18 protein-coding genes are annotated in these 14,337 nt (G+C 73.1%); 1 reads left to right on the forward strand and 17 read right to left on the reverse strand.

Translation table 11 applies throughout. The features are described 5' to 3' along the window. Positions 1 to 64 precede the first annotated feature (64 nt). The 11 genes from lgt to hisI all read right to left on the reverse strand — a co-directional run bounded on the left by lgt (position 65) and on the right by hisI (position 9,265). Positions 65 to 1,030, reverse strand: coding sequence for a prolipoprotein diacylglyceryl transferase (gene lgt, locus ABT129_RS05800; protein WP_351897002.1), 966 nt, complete (start codon positions 1,028 to 1,030; stop codon positions 65 to 67). Positions 1,031 to 1,094: 64 nt separating this feature from the next. Beyond that, positions 1,095 to 1,919, reverse strand: a complete 825-nt coding sequence (locus tag ABT129_RS05805; RefSeq protein WP_351897005.1) for a DsbA family protein — start codon at positions 1,917 to 1,919, stop codon at positions 1,095 to 1,097. Positions 1,920 to 1,982: 63 nt separating this feature from the next. Next, positions 1,983 to 2,816: a tryptophan synthase subunit alpha gene (gene trpA, locus ABT129_RS05810; RefSeq protein ID WP_351897007.1), complete on the reverse strand. Its 834-nt coding sequence runs from the start codon at positions 2,814 to 2,816 to the stop codon at positions 1,983 to 1,985. Continuing rightward, entirely contained in the window at positions 2,813 to 4,051 is a 1,239-nt protein-coding gene (gene trpB, locus ABT129_RS05815; protein WP_351897010.1) for a tryptophan synthase subunit beta, read from the reverse strand. The genes trpA and trpB overlap by 4 nt, the downstream gene beginning before the upstream one ends. Before the next feature lie 372 nt (positions 4,052 to 4,423). Continuing rightward, the gene (gene trpM / locus ABT129_RS05820) at positions 4,424 to 4,627 is read right to left on the reverse strand and encodes a tryptophan biosynthesis modulator TrpM (protein WP_351897072.1); all 204 of its coding nucleotides are present in this window, start codon (positions 4,625 to 4,627) and stop codon (positions 4,424 to 4,426) included. A gap of 82 nt (positions 4,628 to 4,709) precedes the next feature. Continuing rightward, positions 4,710 to 5,519: an indole-3-glycerol phosphate synthase TrpC gene (gene trpC / locus ABT129_RS05825; RefSeq protein WP_351897012.1), complete on the reverse strand. Its 810-nt coding sequence runs from the start codon at positions 5,517 to 5,519 to the stop codon at positions 4,710 to 4,712. A 154-nt stretch (positions 5,520 to 5,673) separates the two neighbouring features. After that, the gene (locus ABT129_RS05830; protein WP_351897014.1) at positions 5,674 to 6,279 is read right to left on the reverse strand and encodes a DUF2752 domain-containing protein; all 606 of its coding nucleotides are present in this window, start codon (positions 6,277 to 6,279) and stop codon (positions 5,674 to 5,676) included. A gap of 77 nt (positions 6,280 to 6,356) precedes the next feature. Then, on the reverse strand, positions 6,357 to 6,611 hold the full coding sequence (locus tag ABT129_RS05835) for an HGxxPAAW family protein (protein WP_351897017.1): 255 nt from the start codon (positions 6,609 to 6,611) through the stop codon (positions 6,357 to 6,359). A gap of 136 nt (positions 6,612 to 6,747) precedes the next feature. Then, positions 6,748 to 7,398 carry a TIGR02234 family membrane protein gene (locus ABT129_RS05840; protein WP_351897019.1) on the reverse strand — a complete coding sequence of 217 codons (651 nt, stop codon included), beginning with the start codon at positions 7,396 to 7,398 and terminating at the stop codon, positions 6,748 to 6,750. Positions 7,399 to 7,412: 14 nt separating this feature from the next. Then, positions 7,413 to 8,903, reverse strand: coding sequence for an anthranilate synthase component I (locus ABT129_RS05845; RefSeq protein ID WP_351897022.1), 1,491 nt, complete (start codon positions 8,901 to 8,903; stop codon positions 7,413 to 7,415). A gap of 11 nt (positions 8,904 to 8,914) precedes the next feature. Then, positions 8,915 to 9,265 (reverse strand): phosphoribosyl-AMP cyclohydrolase, encoded by a 351-nt coding sequence (gene hisI, locus ABT129_RS05850; RefSeq protein WP_351897024.1) that lies wholly within the window; start codon positions 9,263 to 9,265, stop codon positions 8,915 to 8,917. An 83-nt stretch (positions 9,266 to 9,348) separates the two neighbouring features. Between hisI and ABT129_RS05855 the strand changes: the two genes are divergently transcribed. Then, the gene (locus tag ABT129_RS05855) at positions 9,349 to 9,984 is read left to right on the forward strand and encodes a TIGR03085 family metal-binding protein (protein WP_351897026.1); all 636 of its coding nucleotides are present in this window, start codon (positions 9,349 to 9,351) and stop codon (positions 9,982 to 9,984) included. Between the two features lie 40 nt (positions 9,985 to 10,024). On the opposite strand, the gene ABT129_RS05860 is transcribed toward ABT129_RS05855, so the two are convergent. The 6 genes from ABT129_RS05860 to hisH all read right to left on the reverse strand — a co-directional run. Beyond that, positions 10,025 to 11,266 (reverse strand): MFS transporter, encoded by a 1,242-nt coding sequence (locus ABT129_RS05860; protein WP_351897029.1) that lies wholly within the window; start codon positions 11,264 to 11,266, stop codon positions 10,025 to 10,027. Next, positions 11,263 to 11,850 (reverse strand): ArsR/SmtB family transcription factor, encoded by a 588-nt coding sequence (locus tag ABT129_RS05865; RefSeq protein WP_351897031.1) that lies wholly within the window; start codon positions 11,848 to 11,850, stop codon positions 11,263 to 11,265. Before ABT129_RS05865 ends, ABT129_RS05860 begins: the two co-directional genes overlap by 4 nt. A gap of 111 nt (positions 11,851 to 11,961) precedes the next feature. Further along, on the reverse strand, positions 11,962 to 12,717 hold the full coding sequence (hisF, locus tag ABT129_RS05870; RefSeq protein ID WP_351897034.1) for an imidazole glycerol phosphate synthase subunit HisF: 756 nt from the start codon (positions 12,715 to 12,717) through the stop codon (positions 11,962 to 11,964). After that, entirely contained in the window at positions 12,714 to 13,112 is a 399-nt protein-coding gene (locus tag ABT129_RS05875; RefSeq protein WP_351897036.1) for a RidA family protein, read from the reverse strand. The genes hisF and ABT129_RS05875 overlap by 4 nt, the downstream gene beginning before the upstream one ends. Beyond that, complete coding sequence (gene priA, locus ABT129_RS05880) at positions 13,109 to 13,846, reverse strand: bifunctional 1-(5-phosphoribosyl)-5-((5-phosphoribosylamino)methylideneamino)imidazole-4-carboxamide isomerase/phosphoribosylanthranilate isomerase PriA (protein ID WP_351897038.1); 738 nt, start codon at positions 13,844 to 13,846, stop codon at positions 13,109 to 13,111. Before priA ends, ABT129_RS05875 begins: the two co-directional genes overlap by 4 nt. 2 nt (positions 13,847 to 13,848) lie before the next feature. After that, positions 13,849 to 14,337 (reverse strand): imidazole glycerol phosphate synthase subunit HisH (gene hisH / locus ABT129_RS05885; RefSeq protein WP_351897041.1); only part of this gene is annotated, 489 nt, incomplete at its 5' end.

The raw sequence follows: 14,337 nt of genomic DNA on the forward strand, positions 1-14,337 counted from the left end.
CCCGGCACGCGAAAGGGCCGCCGGGACCTCTCGGTCCCGGCGGCCCTCCGACCGCTGGTGGGGATCAGCCCTTGGCTGCGGACCCGGCGCCGTTGTCGGCCCCGTGTTCCTCGTCCGCGCCGACGGGGTCCTCGTCCGCCTCCGTGCCGGCGTCCTTCGGCTCACCGTCCGCCGGCTCGTCCTGCGCGGCGGCGTCCTTCGCCGACGCGTCCTTCACGGCCTTCGGCTCGACGATCTCCTCGCGGCCCGGGCGGATCCGCGCCGAGACGACCAGGTAGACCACCGCGAGCAGGAAGACGACGATCGCCGTCCACACGTTCAGCCGCAGGCCGAGCACGTGGTGCGCCTCGTCGACGCGCATGTACTCGATCCAGGCCCGGCCCGCGCAGTACGCGGCGACGTACAGCGCGAAGGCGCGTCCGTGGCCGAGCTTGAAGCGGCGGTCGGCCCAGATGACGAGGACGGCGACACCGACGCACCAGAGCGACTCGTACAGGAAGGTCGGGTGGTAGGTCCCGGCCTCGCGGTTCGCGCTCTCGGTGATCTTCAGGGCCCAGGGCAGATCGGTCGGCCGGCCGTACAGCTCCTGGTTGAACCAGTTGCCCCAACGGCCGATGGCCTGGGCGAAGGCGATACCGGGGGCGAGGGCGTCGGCCCACGCCGGGAGCGGGATGCCCCGGCGGCGACAGCCGATCCAGGCACCCACCGCGCCGAACGCGATGGCGCCCCAGATACCGAGGCCGCCCTCCCAGATCTTGAAGGCGTCGACCCAGTTCTCACCCTCGCTGAAGTACAGCTGGTAGTCGGTGATCACGTGGTAGAGGCGTCCGCCGACGAGGCCGAAGGGCACCGCCCAGACGGCGATGTCGGCCACGGTGCCGGCGGTGCCGCCCCGGGCGATCCAGCGCTTGTTGCCGTACCAGACGGCGACGAAGACACCGATGATGATGCAGAAGGCATAGCCGCGCAGCGGGATCGGTCCGAGGTTGATCACGCCGGTCGACGGGCTGGGAATGTAGGCAAGGTCCATGGCAGGACCGACGCTACCCTGCCGGGCGGGCGCGGCGGCAGCCCACCCGGCAACGTATGGGTAACTAACCCGCCGAAGGAGAGGCCGTGCCGGGCTTCTTGCCCTGGTTGGCCTCGGCGACCCACTTCTTCAGGTTCTCCGGGGAGATCTGCTCGTTCCCCTTGGTCGGGAAGATCGATTCGCCGTTGAGGAGGACGGAGGGCGTGCCGCTGAAGCCGCCGTTCTGGAAGGCCTCGTTCGACTTGGCGATCCAGGTGTCGTGCGTGCCGTCGTTGACACAGCTCCGGAAGGCGGGCGTGTCGAGCCCCGGCACCTTCGCCGCCAGCTCGATGAGCTTGGCGTTGTCGCCGAAGGCGTCGTCCGTCTCCTGCGGCTGGTTGATGTAGAGCGTGTCGTGGTACGCGGTGAACTTCCCCGCGTCCTGGGCACACGCGGCCGCGTTCGCCGCGCGCAGGGAGCCGCTGCCGCCCATGTTCCCGTCGATGAGGGTGGCGAGGTGGTACTCGGCCTTGAGGGCGCCGGCGGCCTCCAGCTCGTGGATGGTGTCCCGGAAGACGTTCTCGAACTGGGCGCACGCCGGGCAGCGGAAGTCCTCCCAGATCGCCAGCGTCGACGGGGCGTCCGTCTTCCCGGTGGGGATCGCGGGCTTGCCGTCCTCGTCGGTCGCCCCGGTCGGCGCGACGACCGGCCCCGCCTTGTCGGATCCGCTGTCCTTGTCGCCGCCGGCGGCGATCACGCCGACGATCGCGGCCAGGCCGAGGACGCCGACCACCGCCGCCGACACGATCAGGACGCGGCGCTGCTTCTCGCGGGCCTTCTCTCGCTCACGCTGCTGCTGGAGGCGCTCCCGCGCGTTCCGGTTACCGTCACCACGGTTCTTCTCGCTCACGCCTCAGGAACGAACCGGGGAGGCACGTGCGCGCCTCCCCGGTCACAGTTCCACCCAAATGGGTTACGGGACGCGACGGACGCCCTCGGCGAGTTCGGCCGCCAGTTCCCTTACGGCGGCGAGTCCCGCCTTCTCGTCGCCGTCGGCGTCGAGGATCAGCTTCACGAAGGCGGAGCCGACGATGACGCCGTCGGCGAAGGCCGCGACCTCCTTGGCCTGGGTGGCGTTGGAGACCCCGAGACCGACGCAGACGGGGAGGTCCCGGCCGTCCGCGGCGGTGGCGCGGGTGCGGCGCACCAGGTCGGCGGCCTGTTCGCCGACCGACTCGCGGGTGCCGGTGACCCCCATGAGGGAGGCGGCGTAGACGAAGCCGGAACCGGCCGCCGTGATGGTGGCGAGCCGCTCGTCCCTGCTGCTGGGCGCGACGACGAAGACGGTCGCGAGACCGCGCTTGTCGGCGTGCTCGCGCCAGAGCGCCGACTCCTGGACCGGCAGGTCGGGCAGGATGCAGCCCGCGCCGCCGGCGGCGGCGAGCTCCTCGGTGAAGCGCTCGACGCCGTACCGGTCGATGGGGTTCCAGTAGGTCATCACGAGGACCGGCTTTCCGGTGGCCTCGTGCGCCTCGCGGACCGTGCGCATCACGTCGGCGATCTTGACGCCGCCGCGCAGGGCGATGTCGTCGGCGGTCTGGATGACCGGCCCGTCGAGGACCGGGTCGCTGTGCGGGAGGCCGACCTCGACCACGTCCGCGCCGCCGTCGAAGACGGCCTTGATCGCCGCGATCCCGCCGTCGACGGTCGGGAAGCCGGCCGGGAGGTACGCGATGAGCGCGGCCCGGTCCTCCGACCTCGCCTTGGCGAGGGTGTCGCTGAGCAGCTGGATGTTGCCGGTCGTCACTGGGAGCCCTCCCCGTCGTACAGGCCGAAGTAGCGGGCGGCCGTGTCCATGTCCTTGTCGCCGCGGCCGGAGAGGTTGACCAGGAGCAGGGCGTCCTTGCCGAGCTCCTTGCCGACCTCCAGGGCCCCGGCGAGGGCGTGCGCCGACTCGATGGCCGGGATGATGCCCTCGGTACGGGAGAGCAGCCGCAGCGCCTGCATGGCGGCGTCGTCGGTGACGGCGCGGTACTCGCCGCGCCCGCTGTCCTTGAGGTACGCGTGCTCGGGGCCGATGCCCGGGTAGTCGAGGCCCGCCGAGATCGAGTACGGCTCGGTGATCTGGCCCTCCTCGTCCTGGAGGACGTACGACCGCGAACCGTGCAGGATGCCGGGCTCGCCGGCGGTGAGGGTGGCCGCGTGCTCGCCGGTCTCGACGCCGTGGCCGGCCGGCTCGCAGCCGATCAGGCGCACGTCCGCGTCGGGGACGAAGGCGTGGAAGAGGCCGATGGCGTTGGAGCCGCCGCCGACACAGGCGATCGCCGCGTCGGGGAGGCGGCCGGCGCGCTCCAGGAGCTGGCGGCGGGCCTCGACGCCGATGACCCGGTGGAAGTCGCGGACCATCGCGGGGAAGGGGTGCGGGCCCGCGACGGTGCCGAACAGGTAGTGCGTCCGGTCCACGTTCGCGACCCAGTCGCGGAACGCCTCGTTGATGGCGTCCTTGAGGGTACGGCTGCCGGACTTCACGGCGACGACCTCGGCGCCGAGCATCCGCATCCGGGCCACGTTGAGGGCCTGGCGCTGGGTGTCGACCTCGCCCATGTAGATGGTGCAGTCGAGGCCGAAGAGGGCGCAGGCGGTGGCGGTGGCCACGCCGTGCTGGCCGGCGCCGGTCTCCGCGATGACCCGGGTCTTGCCCATGCGCTTGGTCAGGAGGGCCTGGCCGAGCACGTTGTTGATCTTGTGCGAGCCGGTGTGGTTGAGGTCCTCGCGCTTGAGGAAGATCCGGGCGCCGCCGGCGTGCTCGGCGAACCGGGGCACCTCGGTGAGGGCGCTCGGCCGGCCCGTGTAGTTGACCATCAGGTCGTTGAGCTCGCGGGCGAACTCGGGGTCGGACTTGGCCTTGTCGTACTCGACGGCGACCTCGTCGACGGCGGCGACAAGCGCCTCCGGGATGAACTTGCCGCCGTAGGCGCCGAAGTAGCCCTCGGGGCTGGGGACCTGACCCTCCGGGTCGGGAATGAAGAACTCGCTGGACATGCGGATGCTCCTCGCGGGGCGGGTGCCCCGTGTGACGTGCGGTCGATGGTCACGATGTGCGCGCGAGCGTCTCACGAACGGCGGGACGATCACCGGATCCTGGCCCCGGACCGTTGTGGGCATTCGTTCCGCCGGGGCGGAACGGGTGGGCACAACGGAACGGCGCCCCTGGCCGGGCCCAGGCTTCCGGGCCTGGACCCGCACCCCGTGCACGGCGCACAAAGGGGTGCGGGCCCAGGCACAAGGAGCGGAGGCGCCGCCGGGCGCGCCGTCCCGTGTGCCCACCCGTCCCGCCATGCGGGACGATTGCCCACACGGGGGGGGCGACGGTGGGGTCACGGGCGCAGAGGCCTCGGTGGTCGAGCGGCTGCGTCAGTTCGTGGAGGTGCGCGCGAGGCGCGGGCGCCATCGCATGCCGTTGACCTGGCCGGGCTCGGAGCCGATGACGTACCGCACCCGGCGGCCGTGGACACGGCGGGCGGGCGCGCGGCAGCCACGCGGTCGGCAGCCCCGGGCCAGGGGGGCGTGCTTGGAGACGGGCGCGGCGGCGGACCGGAGACGGCCGCGGCGCCCCACCGCGACGTCCGCGGGCACGACCGGGCCGCCCGGGGCGAGGCCCAGGGCGGTCGGCGTGGCGCGGCGCGCGGTCGTCAAGGTGTCAGCTCCGGCCGTGCCGGAGGGCCGGGTGGGCGCCGGCGGCGACCAGGTCGGCGACGGCGGCCTTCGGGTCGCGCCCGGTGACGAGGGACTCGCCGACGAGGACGGCGTCCGCGCCGGCGTTGGCGTAGGCGATGAGGTCGTGCGGACCGCGGACACCGGACTCGGCGATCTTGACGATGTGCGCGGGGATCTCGGGGGCGACGCGCTCGAAGGTCGAGCGGTCGACCTTGAGGGTCTTGAGGTTCCGCGCGTTGACGCCGATGATCCGGGCGCCCGCGTCGACGGCACGCTCGACCTCGTCCTCGTCGTGGACCTCGACGAGCGGGGTGAGCCCGATGGACTCGGCGCGCTCGATGAGGGAGACGAGTGCCTCCTGCTCCAGGGCGGCGACGATGAGGAGCGCGAGATCCGCTCCGTACGCCCGTGCTTCCCAGAGCTGGTACGCGGTGACGATGAAGTCCTTGCGCAGGACCGGGATGTCGACCCGGGCCCGGACGGCCTCCAGGTCCGCGAGCGAGCCGCCGAAGCGGCGCTGCTCGGTGAGGACCGAGATGACGGCGGCGCCGCCCGCCTCGTAGTCCGCGGCGAGGGCGGCGGGGTCGGCGATCGCGGCGAGCGCGCCCTTGGACGGGCTGGAGCGCTTGACCTCGCAGATCACCTTGACGCCGTCGCCGCGGAGAGCGGCGACGCCGTCCTTGGCCTGCGGCGCCTTGGCGGCGCGCTCCTTGAGCTCGTCGAGGGTGACCCGCGCCTGCCGCTCTGCGAGGTCGGCGCGTACGCCTTCGATGATCTCGTCGAGCACACTCACGCGAGGGGCCCCCTTCCGGGACGGTGATGGTGATGAGGAACCAGGTTCAGCCACATCGATCCTATCCGCAGGACGGCCCCGGACTCGCATCGACCGGAGTGGCGTCCCATCTGCTGGGACTCCTGAGCGGGTCCCCGCGGTGCCGTACGGGCCCTCAGGGGGCCAGTGCGGAGCCGAAGGGAAGGTTCCGGACCAGGGTGAAGAGGGCGAGGACGGCCCCGATCCCCCACCACCAGGCCGGGGAGACCGCGAGGCGCATGGGCACCCCGCGGAAGGCGCGAATCAGCCAGAGGACGACGAGGACGCCGAAGAGTCCGTAGCCGACGACGGCGAGGGCGTTGGCCCCGAGGGCGGCCGGGAGGTCGCCGTGGACGAAGGCGTGGGCGCTGCGGAGCCCGCCGCAGCCGGGGCAGAGGACGCCGGTGAAGCGGAGCAGCGGGCAGACGGGGTAGTGCCCGGGTTCGTTGGGGTCGACGGTCCCGACGTACGTGAAGGCGGCGGCGACCCCGGCGAGGGCGGCGACCGGCGCGACCAGCCGGAGCGCGAGCGGCCGGGCGGGGGGCGGCAGGGGCCCGCCACCCTGCGGTACGGGCCCGCGGTCCGCCTCGGGGCCGGCCGGCCACGCGGGGGCGTGCGGCGGGTCCGGGGCGCCGGGGTGGGCGGCGGCGTCCCGCGTCGTCGGTTCACCCGGTGGGACAGGTTCACCCGGTCGGGTGCTGGATGCGTCGGTCACGGCTCCGGCCGTCGGCTGCGGGTCCACCCGGTGATTCTCGCCCCGGACGCGCGGGAGCGCAGCCCGGCACCGCCGGACTGCGCTCTCGGATGCGTCGTGTGGCGTCAGGCGCGGGCCCGCGCGGTCGCGGTCGCGGCCTCACGGGCGGCCGCGACGGCCGCCGACTCCTTCGGCATGCCGAGGCCGGCGACCCTCATCGCGCCGCCGACGATGCCGCCGAGCACGATGACGCCCACGCCCGCCCAGAAACCGGGCTGGTTGGCGGCCACCATGAAGACCCCGGCGATGCAGAAGCCGATGAAGGAGATGATGACACCGGTCCAGGCGGCCGGGGTGTGTCCGTGGGCGCTGCCCGCCATGAGTTGCTCCTCGTTGCAGTTGCTCGATGGTGAGGTCTCGCGTGCGCGGACTCTCGGCGCTCATTGTCCCGCACGTGGGCGCGCGAGGGTGAATCGGGGGTACCGGGACGATCACGCGTCGCGGCGGGTTCCCCCGTCACGTGCCCTGGGTGGGGTCCTCACCGCGGTCCAGGGCCTTCCACAGGTCCTCGGGCCGGTCGGGGTCGGTCGTCGGTGCCTTGCGTGCGGCGCGCGGGGCGCCGGAGCGCTCGTAGCGGCCGCCCATCGCGGGCCAGCTCTTGCCGAAGCGCAGTGCGAAGAGGCCGGCGAGCAGGATGAGGACGGCTCCCGCGGCGGTCACGTACGGCCAGACGGTGTGGGTCAGGCCGGCGACGGCGGCGGCCGTGTCGCCGCTGATGCGGGCGGCCTCGGCGTTGAGCGCGGCGCTGTCGGAGGCGCCGAGGACCGCGGCGAGCGCGGCTCCGGCGCCGCTGAGCGCGAGGAGCGCGGCGACGAGGGTGCGGCCGGTGCGGCGGACGGCGAAGACGGCGAAGAGCGCGGCGAGGCCGACGATCGCGAGGGCGGTCGGGACGCCGGTGACGGTGCCGCCGTCGGCCTCGACGGGGACGCTGCCGCCGCCGACGGACGCGGTGCCCTCCGCCCAGATCTGTCCGGCGGAGAGCAGGACGACGGTGGCGCCGAGGGCGCCGAGGAGGAGGGCCGCGGCCAGGCTGCGGCGGCCGCCGGTGGGGACGGCCGCGCGGGCGGCCCGGGGCTGGGGTACGGGTACGGCACTCACGTACCCCACTATCCCCTACGGGCTCAGTGGTCGTTCATCCGGTTGGCGGTGTGGACGGCGCGGAGGACGGCCGCGGCCTTGTTGCGGCACTCGTTGTCCTCGGCGACGGGGTCGGAGTCGGCGACGACACCGGCTCCGGCCTGCACATACGCGGTTCCGTCGCGGAGCAGGGCGGTGCGGATGGCGATGGCCGTGTCCGCGTCGCCGGCGAAATCGAGATAACCGACACATCCGCCGTAGAGGCCGCGCCGGGAGGGTTCGAGCTCCTCGATGATCTGCATCGCGCGGGGCTTGGGCGCGCCGGAGAGGGTGCCGGCCGGGAAGCAGGCGGTGAGGACGTCGAAGGCGGTCCTGCCCTCGGCGACCTCGCCGGTCACGGTGGAGACGATGTGCATGACGTGCGAGTAGCGCTCGACGGACATGAAGTCGACGACCTCGACGGAGCCGGGCGTGCAGACGCGGCCGAGGTCGTTGCGGCCGAGGTCGACGAGCATGAGGTGCTCGGCGCGCTCCTTGGGGTCGGCGAGCAGCTCCTCGGCGAGGTCGTGGTCCTCCTGCGGGGTGGCGCCGCGGTGCCGGGTGCCGGCGATGGGGTGGAGCAGCGCGTGGCCGTCCTCGACCTTGACGAGGGCCTCGGGGCTGGATCCGACGACGTCGAAGCCGTTCTCGAAGCGGAAGAGGTACATGTACGGGGACGGGTTGGTGGCCCGCAGGACCCGGTAGACGTCGAGCGCGGAGGCGGTGCACGGGGTCTCGAACCGCTGCGAGGGCACGACCTGGAAGGCCTCGCCGGCCCGGATGCGCTCCTTGATGTCCTCGACGGCGTCCTGGTAGGCGGGACCGCCCCAGAGCGCGGAGAACTCGGGGAGCGCGGAGGAGGGCAGGGCGGTGGGGGCGGTGGCGACCGGGCGGGCCAGGTCGGCCTCCATGGCGTCGAGACGGGCGACGGCGTGGGCGTACGCCTCCTCGACCCCGGTCTCCAGGTCGTTGTGGTTGATCGCGTTGGCGATCAGCAGGACCGAGCCGTCCCAGTGGTCGAGGACGGCGAGGTCGCTGGTGAGGAGCATGGTCAGCTCGGGGAGCTTCAGGTCGTCCCGGGTGGAGTCGCCGATCTTCTCCAGGCGGCGGACGATGTCGTAGCCGAGGTAGCCGACCATGCCGCCGGTGAACGGGGGCATGCCGGAGGCCAGGTCGCGCGGGGTGTGCAGGGTCTCGACGGTGGCGCGCAGGGCCTGGAGCGGGTCGCCGCCGGTGGGGACGCCCACGGGCGGGGTACCCAGCCAGTGGGCCTCGCCGTCCTTGACGGTGAGGGTGGCGTCGCTGCGGACTCCGATGAAGGAGTAGCGCGACCAGCTGCGGCCGTTCTCCGCGGATTCGAGGAGGAAGGTGCCGGGCCGTTCGGCGGCGAGCTTGCGGTAGAGCCCGACCGGGGTGTCGCCGTCCGCGAGCAGCCGGCGGCTGACGGGGATGACGCGGCGGTCGGCCGCCAGCTTGCGGAAGGTGTCGAGATCCATGGCGCCAGACCCTACTCGGATACGGGGAGCACGTCGGCGTCGAAGCAGGTGCGGGCGCCGGTGTGGCAGGCGGCTCCGACCTGGTCGACCTTGACGAGGACGGTGTCGGCGTCGCAGTCGAGGGCGACGGACCTGACGTGCTGGACGTGCCCGGAGGTGTCGCCCTTGACCCAGTACTCCTGGCGGCTGCGGGACCAGTAGGTGCAGCGGCCGGTGGTGAGGGTCCGGTGGAGGGCCTCGTCGTCCATCCAGCCGAGCATCAGCACCTCGCCGGTGTCGTACTGCTGGGCGATGGCGGGGACGAGCCCGTCCGGGCTGCGCTTGAGCCGGGCGGAGATGGCCGGGTCGAGATTGCTGCTCATGGTGCCATTGTGCCGCCCTCGGGGGTGGCGTTCGGCGGGCGTCCACTGGGCGGACCGGTGGCGGCCACCGTACGCTGGCGGACATGTCGACCCATGCCAAACGTGAACGGCTTCTGCTCGCCGACCTGTTGGAGGCGGCCGGCCCCGAGGCGCCGACGCTCTGCGAGGGCTGGCTGACCCGGGACCTGGCGGCCCATGTGGTGGTGCGGGAGCGGCGGCCGGACGCGGCGGCCGGTTCGCTCGTACCGGCGCTGAGGGACCGGCAGGACCGGGTGCAGGCGGAGTTCGCCGACAAGCCGTACGAGGAGCTGATCCAGCTCATCCGGACGGGTCCGCCGCGGTTCTCGCCGTTCACCATCAAGCAGGTGGACGAGGGGGCGAACGTCGTCGAGTTCTACGTCCACGCCGAGGACGTGCGCCGGGCCCAGCCGGACTGGTCGGCGCGCGAGCTCGACCCCGTCTTCGCGGACGCCCTCTGGTCGCGGCTGGAGCGCTCGGCCCGTCTGCTCGGCCGGAAGGTGCCGGTGGGCCTGGTGCTGCGCCGGCCGAACGGCCAGACGGTCGTGGCGCACCGCGGCACCCCGGTGGTGACGGCCTCCGGGGAGCCGGGCGAGCTCACGATGTACCTGTACGGACGCCAGGCCTCGGCGAAGGTGGCCCTGGAGGGTGAGCCGGACGCGATCGAGCGGCTGCGGGAGACGAAGCGGCTGGGGCTCTGAGCGGTCGGCTCCGGGCCGCCCGGCCGCCGTTCCGGCGGGCTCAGCCCCGGGGCAGCTCCGCGCGCCGCAGGGCCTTCACCGAGAGGCCGTAGACCCCGCCGAGGGCGCAGACGGCGGCGCAGGCGGTGAAGACGGGCGCGGGGCCCCAGGCTCCGACGGCCGCGCCGACGAGCGGGAAGCTCAGCGGGGCGACGCCCAGGCTGAAGAAGGTGGTGACCGAGGTGACCCGGCCCAGGTAGGCGGGGTCGCACTCGGTCTGGGTGAGCGCTCCGCAGAGGGCGCCGCTGAGTCCGGCGAGCAGTCCGACGGTGACCGACACGGCCACGGCGACGGGGAGCCGCGGCACGTACGCGAGGGCGCCGATCGAGACCGCGCCGAGGGCGATGGTCCAGGAGAGCACGCGCCCGGCGCCCGGGACGTGCCCCCGTACGGTCAGGAGCAGGGACGCGGCCCCCGCTCCCGTACCGAATCCGGCCAGGATCCAGCCGATGCCGGCGGCGCCCCAGCCGCGCGCCTCGGAGAGGAGCGCGAGGCCGACGTTGAGGGGGCCGACGAAGCCGAGGTCGCTGAGGGCGATGACGACGACCAGCGGGCCGAGGACGCGGTGGCGGCGGAGGTAGCGCAGGCCGTCGGTCAGGTCGCGCAGGGCGGTGCTCCTCGCCCGCGCCGTGCCGTCGCTGGGCAGCGGGGAGAGCCGGAGCGCCAGCAGCAGGGGCAGTGAGAAGGCGAAGAGGAGTCCGGCGGCGCCGAACGCGGCGGCCGCTCCGCCGAGGGCGACCGCGAGCCCGCCGAGCGGGGCGCCGAGCAGCACCGAGATCCGGTAGGCGAGGCCCCGCATGCCCTGGACCCCGGCGAGCTGCCGGGGGGCGGCGATCCGTGGCGGCAGGGCGCCGACGGCGGGCATGAACAGGGCGTCCACGGCTCCGAAGACGAGGGCGACGGCGGCGAGGACCCAGAGCCCGGGAGAGGCGAGCGCGAGGACGGCGGCGATGCCGAGGACGACGACGCAGCGGACGGCGTCGGAGGCTATGACGATCCGCCGGGGCCCGAAGCGGTCGGCGACCACTCCCCCGCCGAGCATGAGGAGGGCGCGCATGACGGCGCTGAGGGAGAGGACCAGGCCGGCCTGCGCGGGGGTGCCGTTCTGTACGGCGGCCCAGGAGAGGGCCAGGTGGTAGACCATGTCGCCGGTGGTGGAGGCGGTGTAGGCGCCGAGCCAGCGCAGGACGTTGCGGTCGCGGTGGGCGGGGCGCTCGACGGTGGTGGTCAGGGTCGCCGTCATGAGCGGTAGGGGAACGCGTGGAGGTGGACGGCCACGTTCTCCCGGCCCTCGGTGTCGCCGGCCGCCTCGGCGGCGCGGGCCGCCCGGTCGTGCTTCTGGAGGACGGCTTCGAGCTCCGCGCCGAGGGCGGTGAGTTCGGCGGCGGTGAGGCGGGGCAGCCACTCGCCGCTGACGGAGGCGGAGCGCCAGGTGTCGGACCAGGTGAGCCGTTCGTCGAGGAAGCGCCGGTGGAGTTCGACGCGCTGTTCGTTGACGGTGCGGCCGAAGGCGTCGCTCGCGGCGACCAGTTCGGGGGTGCCTCGGATGTCCTCCTCCTGGACGCTGATGCCGTAGGAGGCGGGCTGCCACCAGCGTTCGCGGCCGTCCGTGGACTGGGTCTCGGCCTCTTCGATGAGGCCGTGGTCGGCGAGTTTGCGCAGGTGGTAGCTGACGAGCGAGACGGCCTCGTCGACCTGGTCGGCGAGCTGGGAGGCGGTGGCGGTGCGGGCCACGAAGAGGGCGCGGTAGAGGCGCATCCGCAGCGGGTGCGCGATGGCTTTGAGGGTGCCGAGATCGGTGATGCGGCGGTTCTCCGGCGAGGTCATGACACCGACCCTAGATACGAAGGAAAACTTGCGCAACGAGAATTGCACAAATAATCCTGCGCATCTGCGCAAAGGGTGAGGGCTCCCGGGGGGGAGCCCTCACCCGCGCGCTCAGCGGACCGGTCGGCCCGCCTCCCGCAGCGCGTCCTTGACCTGCGAGATCCGCAGATCACCGAAGTGGAAGACGGAGGCGGCGAGCACCGCGTCGGCGCCCGCGGCCACCGCGGGCGCGAAGTCGGCGAGCTTGCCCGCCCCGCCGGAGGCGATCACCGGCACCGTGACGTGCTTGCGCACGGCCGCGATCATCTCGGTGTCGTAGCCGTCCTTCGTCCCGTCGGCGTCCATCGAGTTGAGCAGGATCTCCCCCGCGCCCAGCTCGGCGGCCCGGTGCGCCCACTCGACGGCGTCGATGCCGGTGCCCTGGCGGCCACCGTGCGTCGTCACCTCGAAGGAGCCCGAGGCCGTCCGCCGGGCGTCGACCGACAGGACGAGGACCTGGCGGCCGAACCGCTCCGCGATCTCCTGGATCAGCTCGGGGCGCGCGATGGCGGCGGTGTTGACGCCCACCTTGTCGGCCCCGGCCCGCAGCAGCTTGTCGACGTCCTCGGCCGCGCGGACACCGCCGCCGACCGTGAGCGGGATGAAGACCTGCTCGGCGGTGCGGCGCACCACGTCGTAGGTGGTCTCCCGGTTGCCGGAGGAGGCGGTGATGTCGAGGAAGGTCAGCTCGTCGGCGCCCTCGGCGTCGTACAGCTTCGCCATCTCGACGGGGTCGCCCGCGTCCCGCAGGTTCTGGAAGTTGACGCCCTTGACGACCCGGCCGTTGTCCACGTCCAGGCAGGGGATCACGCGTACGGCGAGGCTCACGCGCCCTCACCCCGGTAGGCCTCGACCTCGACCTCGACGACCAGGCTCGGGTCGACGAAGCCGGAGACGATGATCATCGACGCGGCGGGGCGGACGGTGTCGAACAGCTCCTTGTGCGCGCGGCCGACCTCGTCCACGTCCCGGGCGTGGGTGATGTACATCCGGGTGCGGACGACGTCCTCCGCGCCCAGGCCCAGCTTCCCCAGCGCGTCGAAGGCCACGTTGAAGGAGTTGATCGCCTGCTCGTAGGGGCCTCCCCCGGCGATCTGGCCGCCGACCACCGACGTACAGCCGGAGACCAGGACCAGACCGTTCGGCAGCTCCACCGCGCGGGAGTAGCCGAACTGCTCCTCCCAGGGAGCGCCGGTGACGACCCGCTTCACGCCGTCGGTCATACGGAAGCCACCGCCTCCAGCGCCTCTTCCAGGGTGAACGCCTCGGCGTAGAGCGCCTTGCCGACGATCGCGCCCTCGACGCCCAGCGGGACCAGGCCGGACAGGGCGCGCAGGTCGTCCAGGGAGGAGACGCCGCCGGAGGCGACGACGGGCTTGTCGGTGGCCGCGCAGACGTTCTTCAGGAGCTCCAGGTTGGGGCCCTGGAGGGTACCGTCCTTGGCGATGTCGGTGACGACGTAGCGGGAGCAGCCCTCGGAGTCGAGGCGGGCGAGCGTCTCGTAGAGATCGCCGCCGTCGCGGGTCCAGCCGCGGCCGCGCAGGGTGGTGCCGCGGACGTCGAGGCCGACGGCGATCTTGTCGCCGAACTCGGCGATGACCTTGGCGACCCACTCGGGGGTCTCCAGGGCGGCGGTGCCCAGGTTGACCCGGGTGCAGCCGGTGGCGAGGGCGGCCGCGAGGGAGGCGTCGTCGCGGATGCCGCCGGAGAGCTCGACCTTGATGTCCATGGCCCGGGCGACCTCGGCGATCAGCAGGCGGTTGTCGCCGGTGCCGAAGGCGGCGTCGAGGTCGACGAGGTGGAGCCACTCGGCGCCGGAGCGCTGCCAGGAGAGGGCCGCCTCCAGGGGGGAGCCGTAGGAGGTCTCGGTGCCGGACTCACCGTGCACGAGACGGACGGCCTGGCCGTCGCGGACGTCGACGGCGGGGAGGAGTTCGAGCGTGCTGCTCGGCGACACGGTCACAGGGTTCCGATCCAGTTGGTGAGGAGCTGGGCGCCGGCGTCGCCGGACTTCTCGGGGTGGAACTGGGTCGCCCACAGGGCGCCGTTCTCGACCGCCGCGACGAAGGGCTCACCGTGGGTGGCCCAGCTGACCTTGGGGGCGCGCATGTTGACGTTGCCGACCTCCAGGGTCCACTCGCGCACCGCGTAGGAGTGCACGAAGTAGTACCGGGCGTCGGCGTCGAGTCCGGCGAACAGCTGGCTGTCCGCGGGCGTGTCGACGGTGTTCCAGCCCATGTGGGGGACGACGGGGGCGTTCAACGGCTCGACCGTACCGGGCCACTCGTCGAGGCCCTCGGTCTCCACGCCGTGCTCGATGCCCTGGGCGAAGAGGATCTGCATGCCGACGCAGATGCCCATCACCGGGCGGCCGCCGGCGAGCCGGCGGCCGACGATCCAGTCGCCGCGGGCCTCCTTGAGCCCGCGCAAGCAGGCGGAGAAGGCACC

The sequence above is a fragment of the Streptomyces sp. NPDC002057 genome (genome assembly GCF_040296665.1).
Lineage (GTDB): Bacteria > Actinomycetota > Actinomycetes > Streptomycetales > Streptomycetaceae > Streptomyces.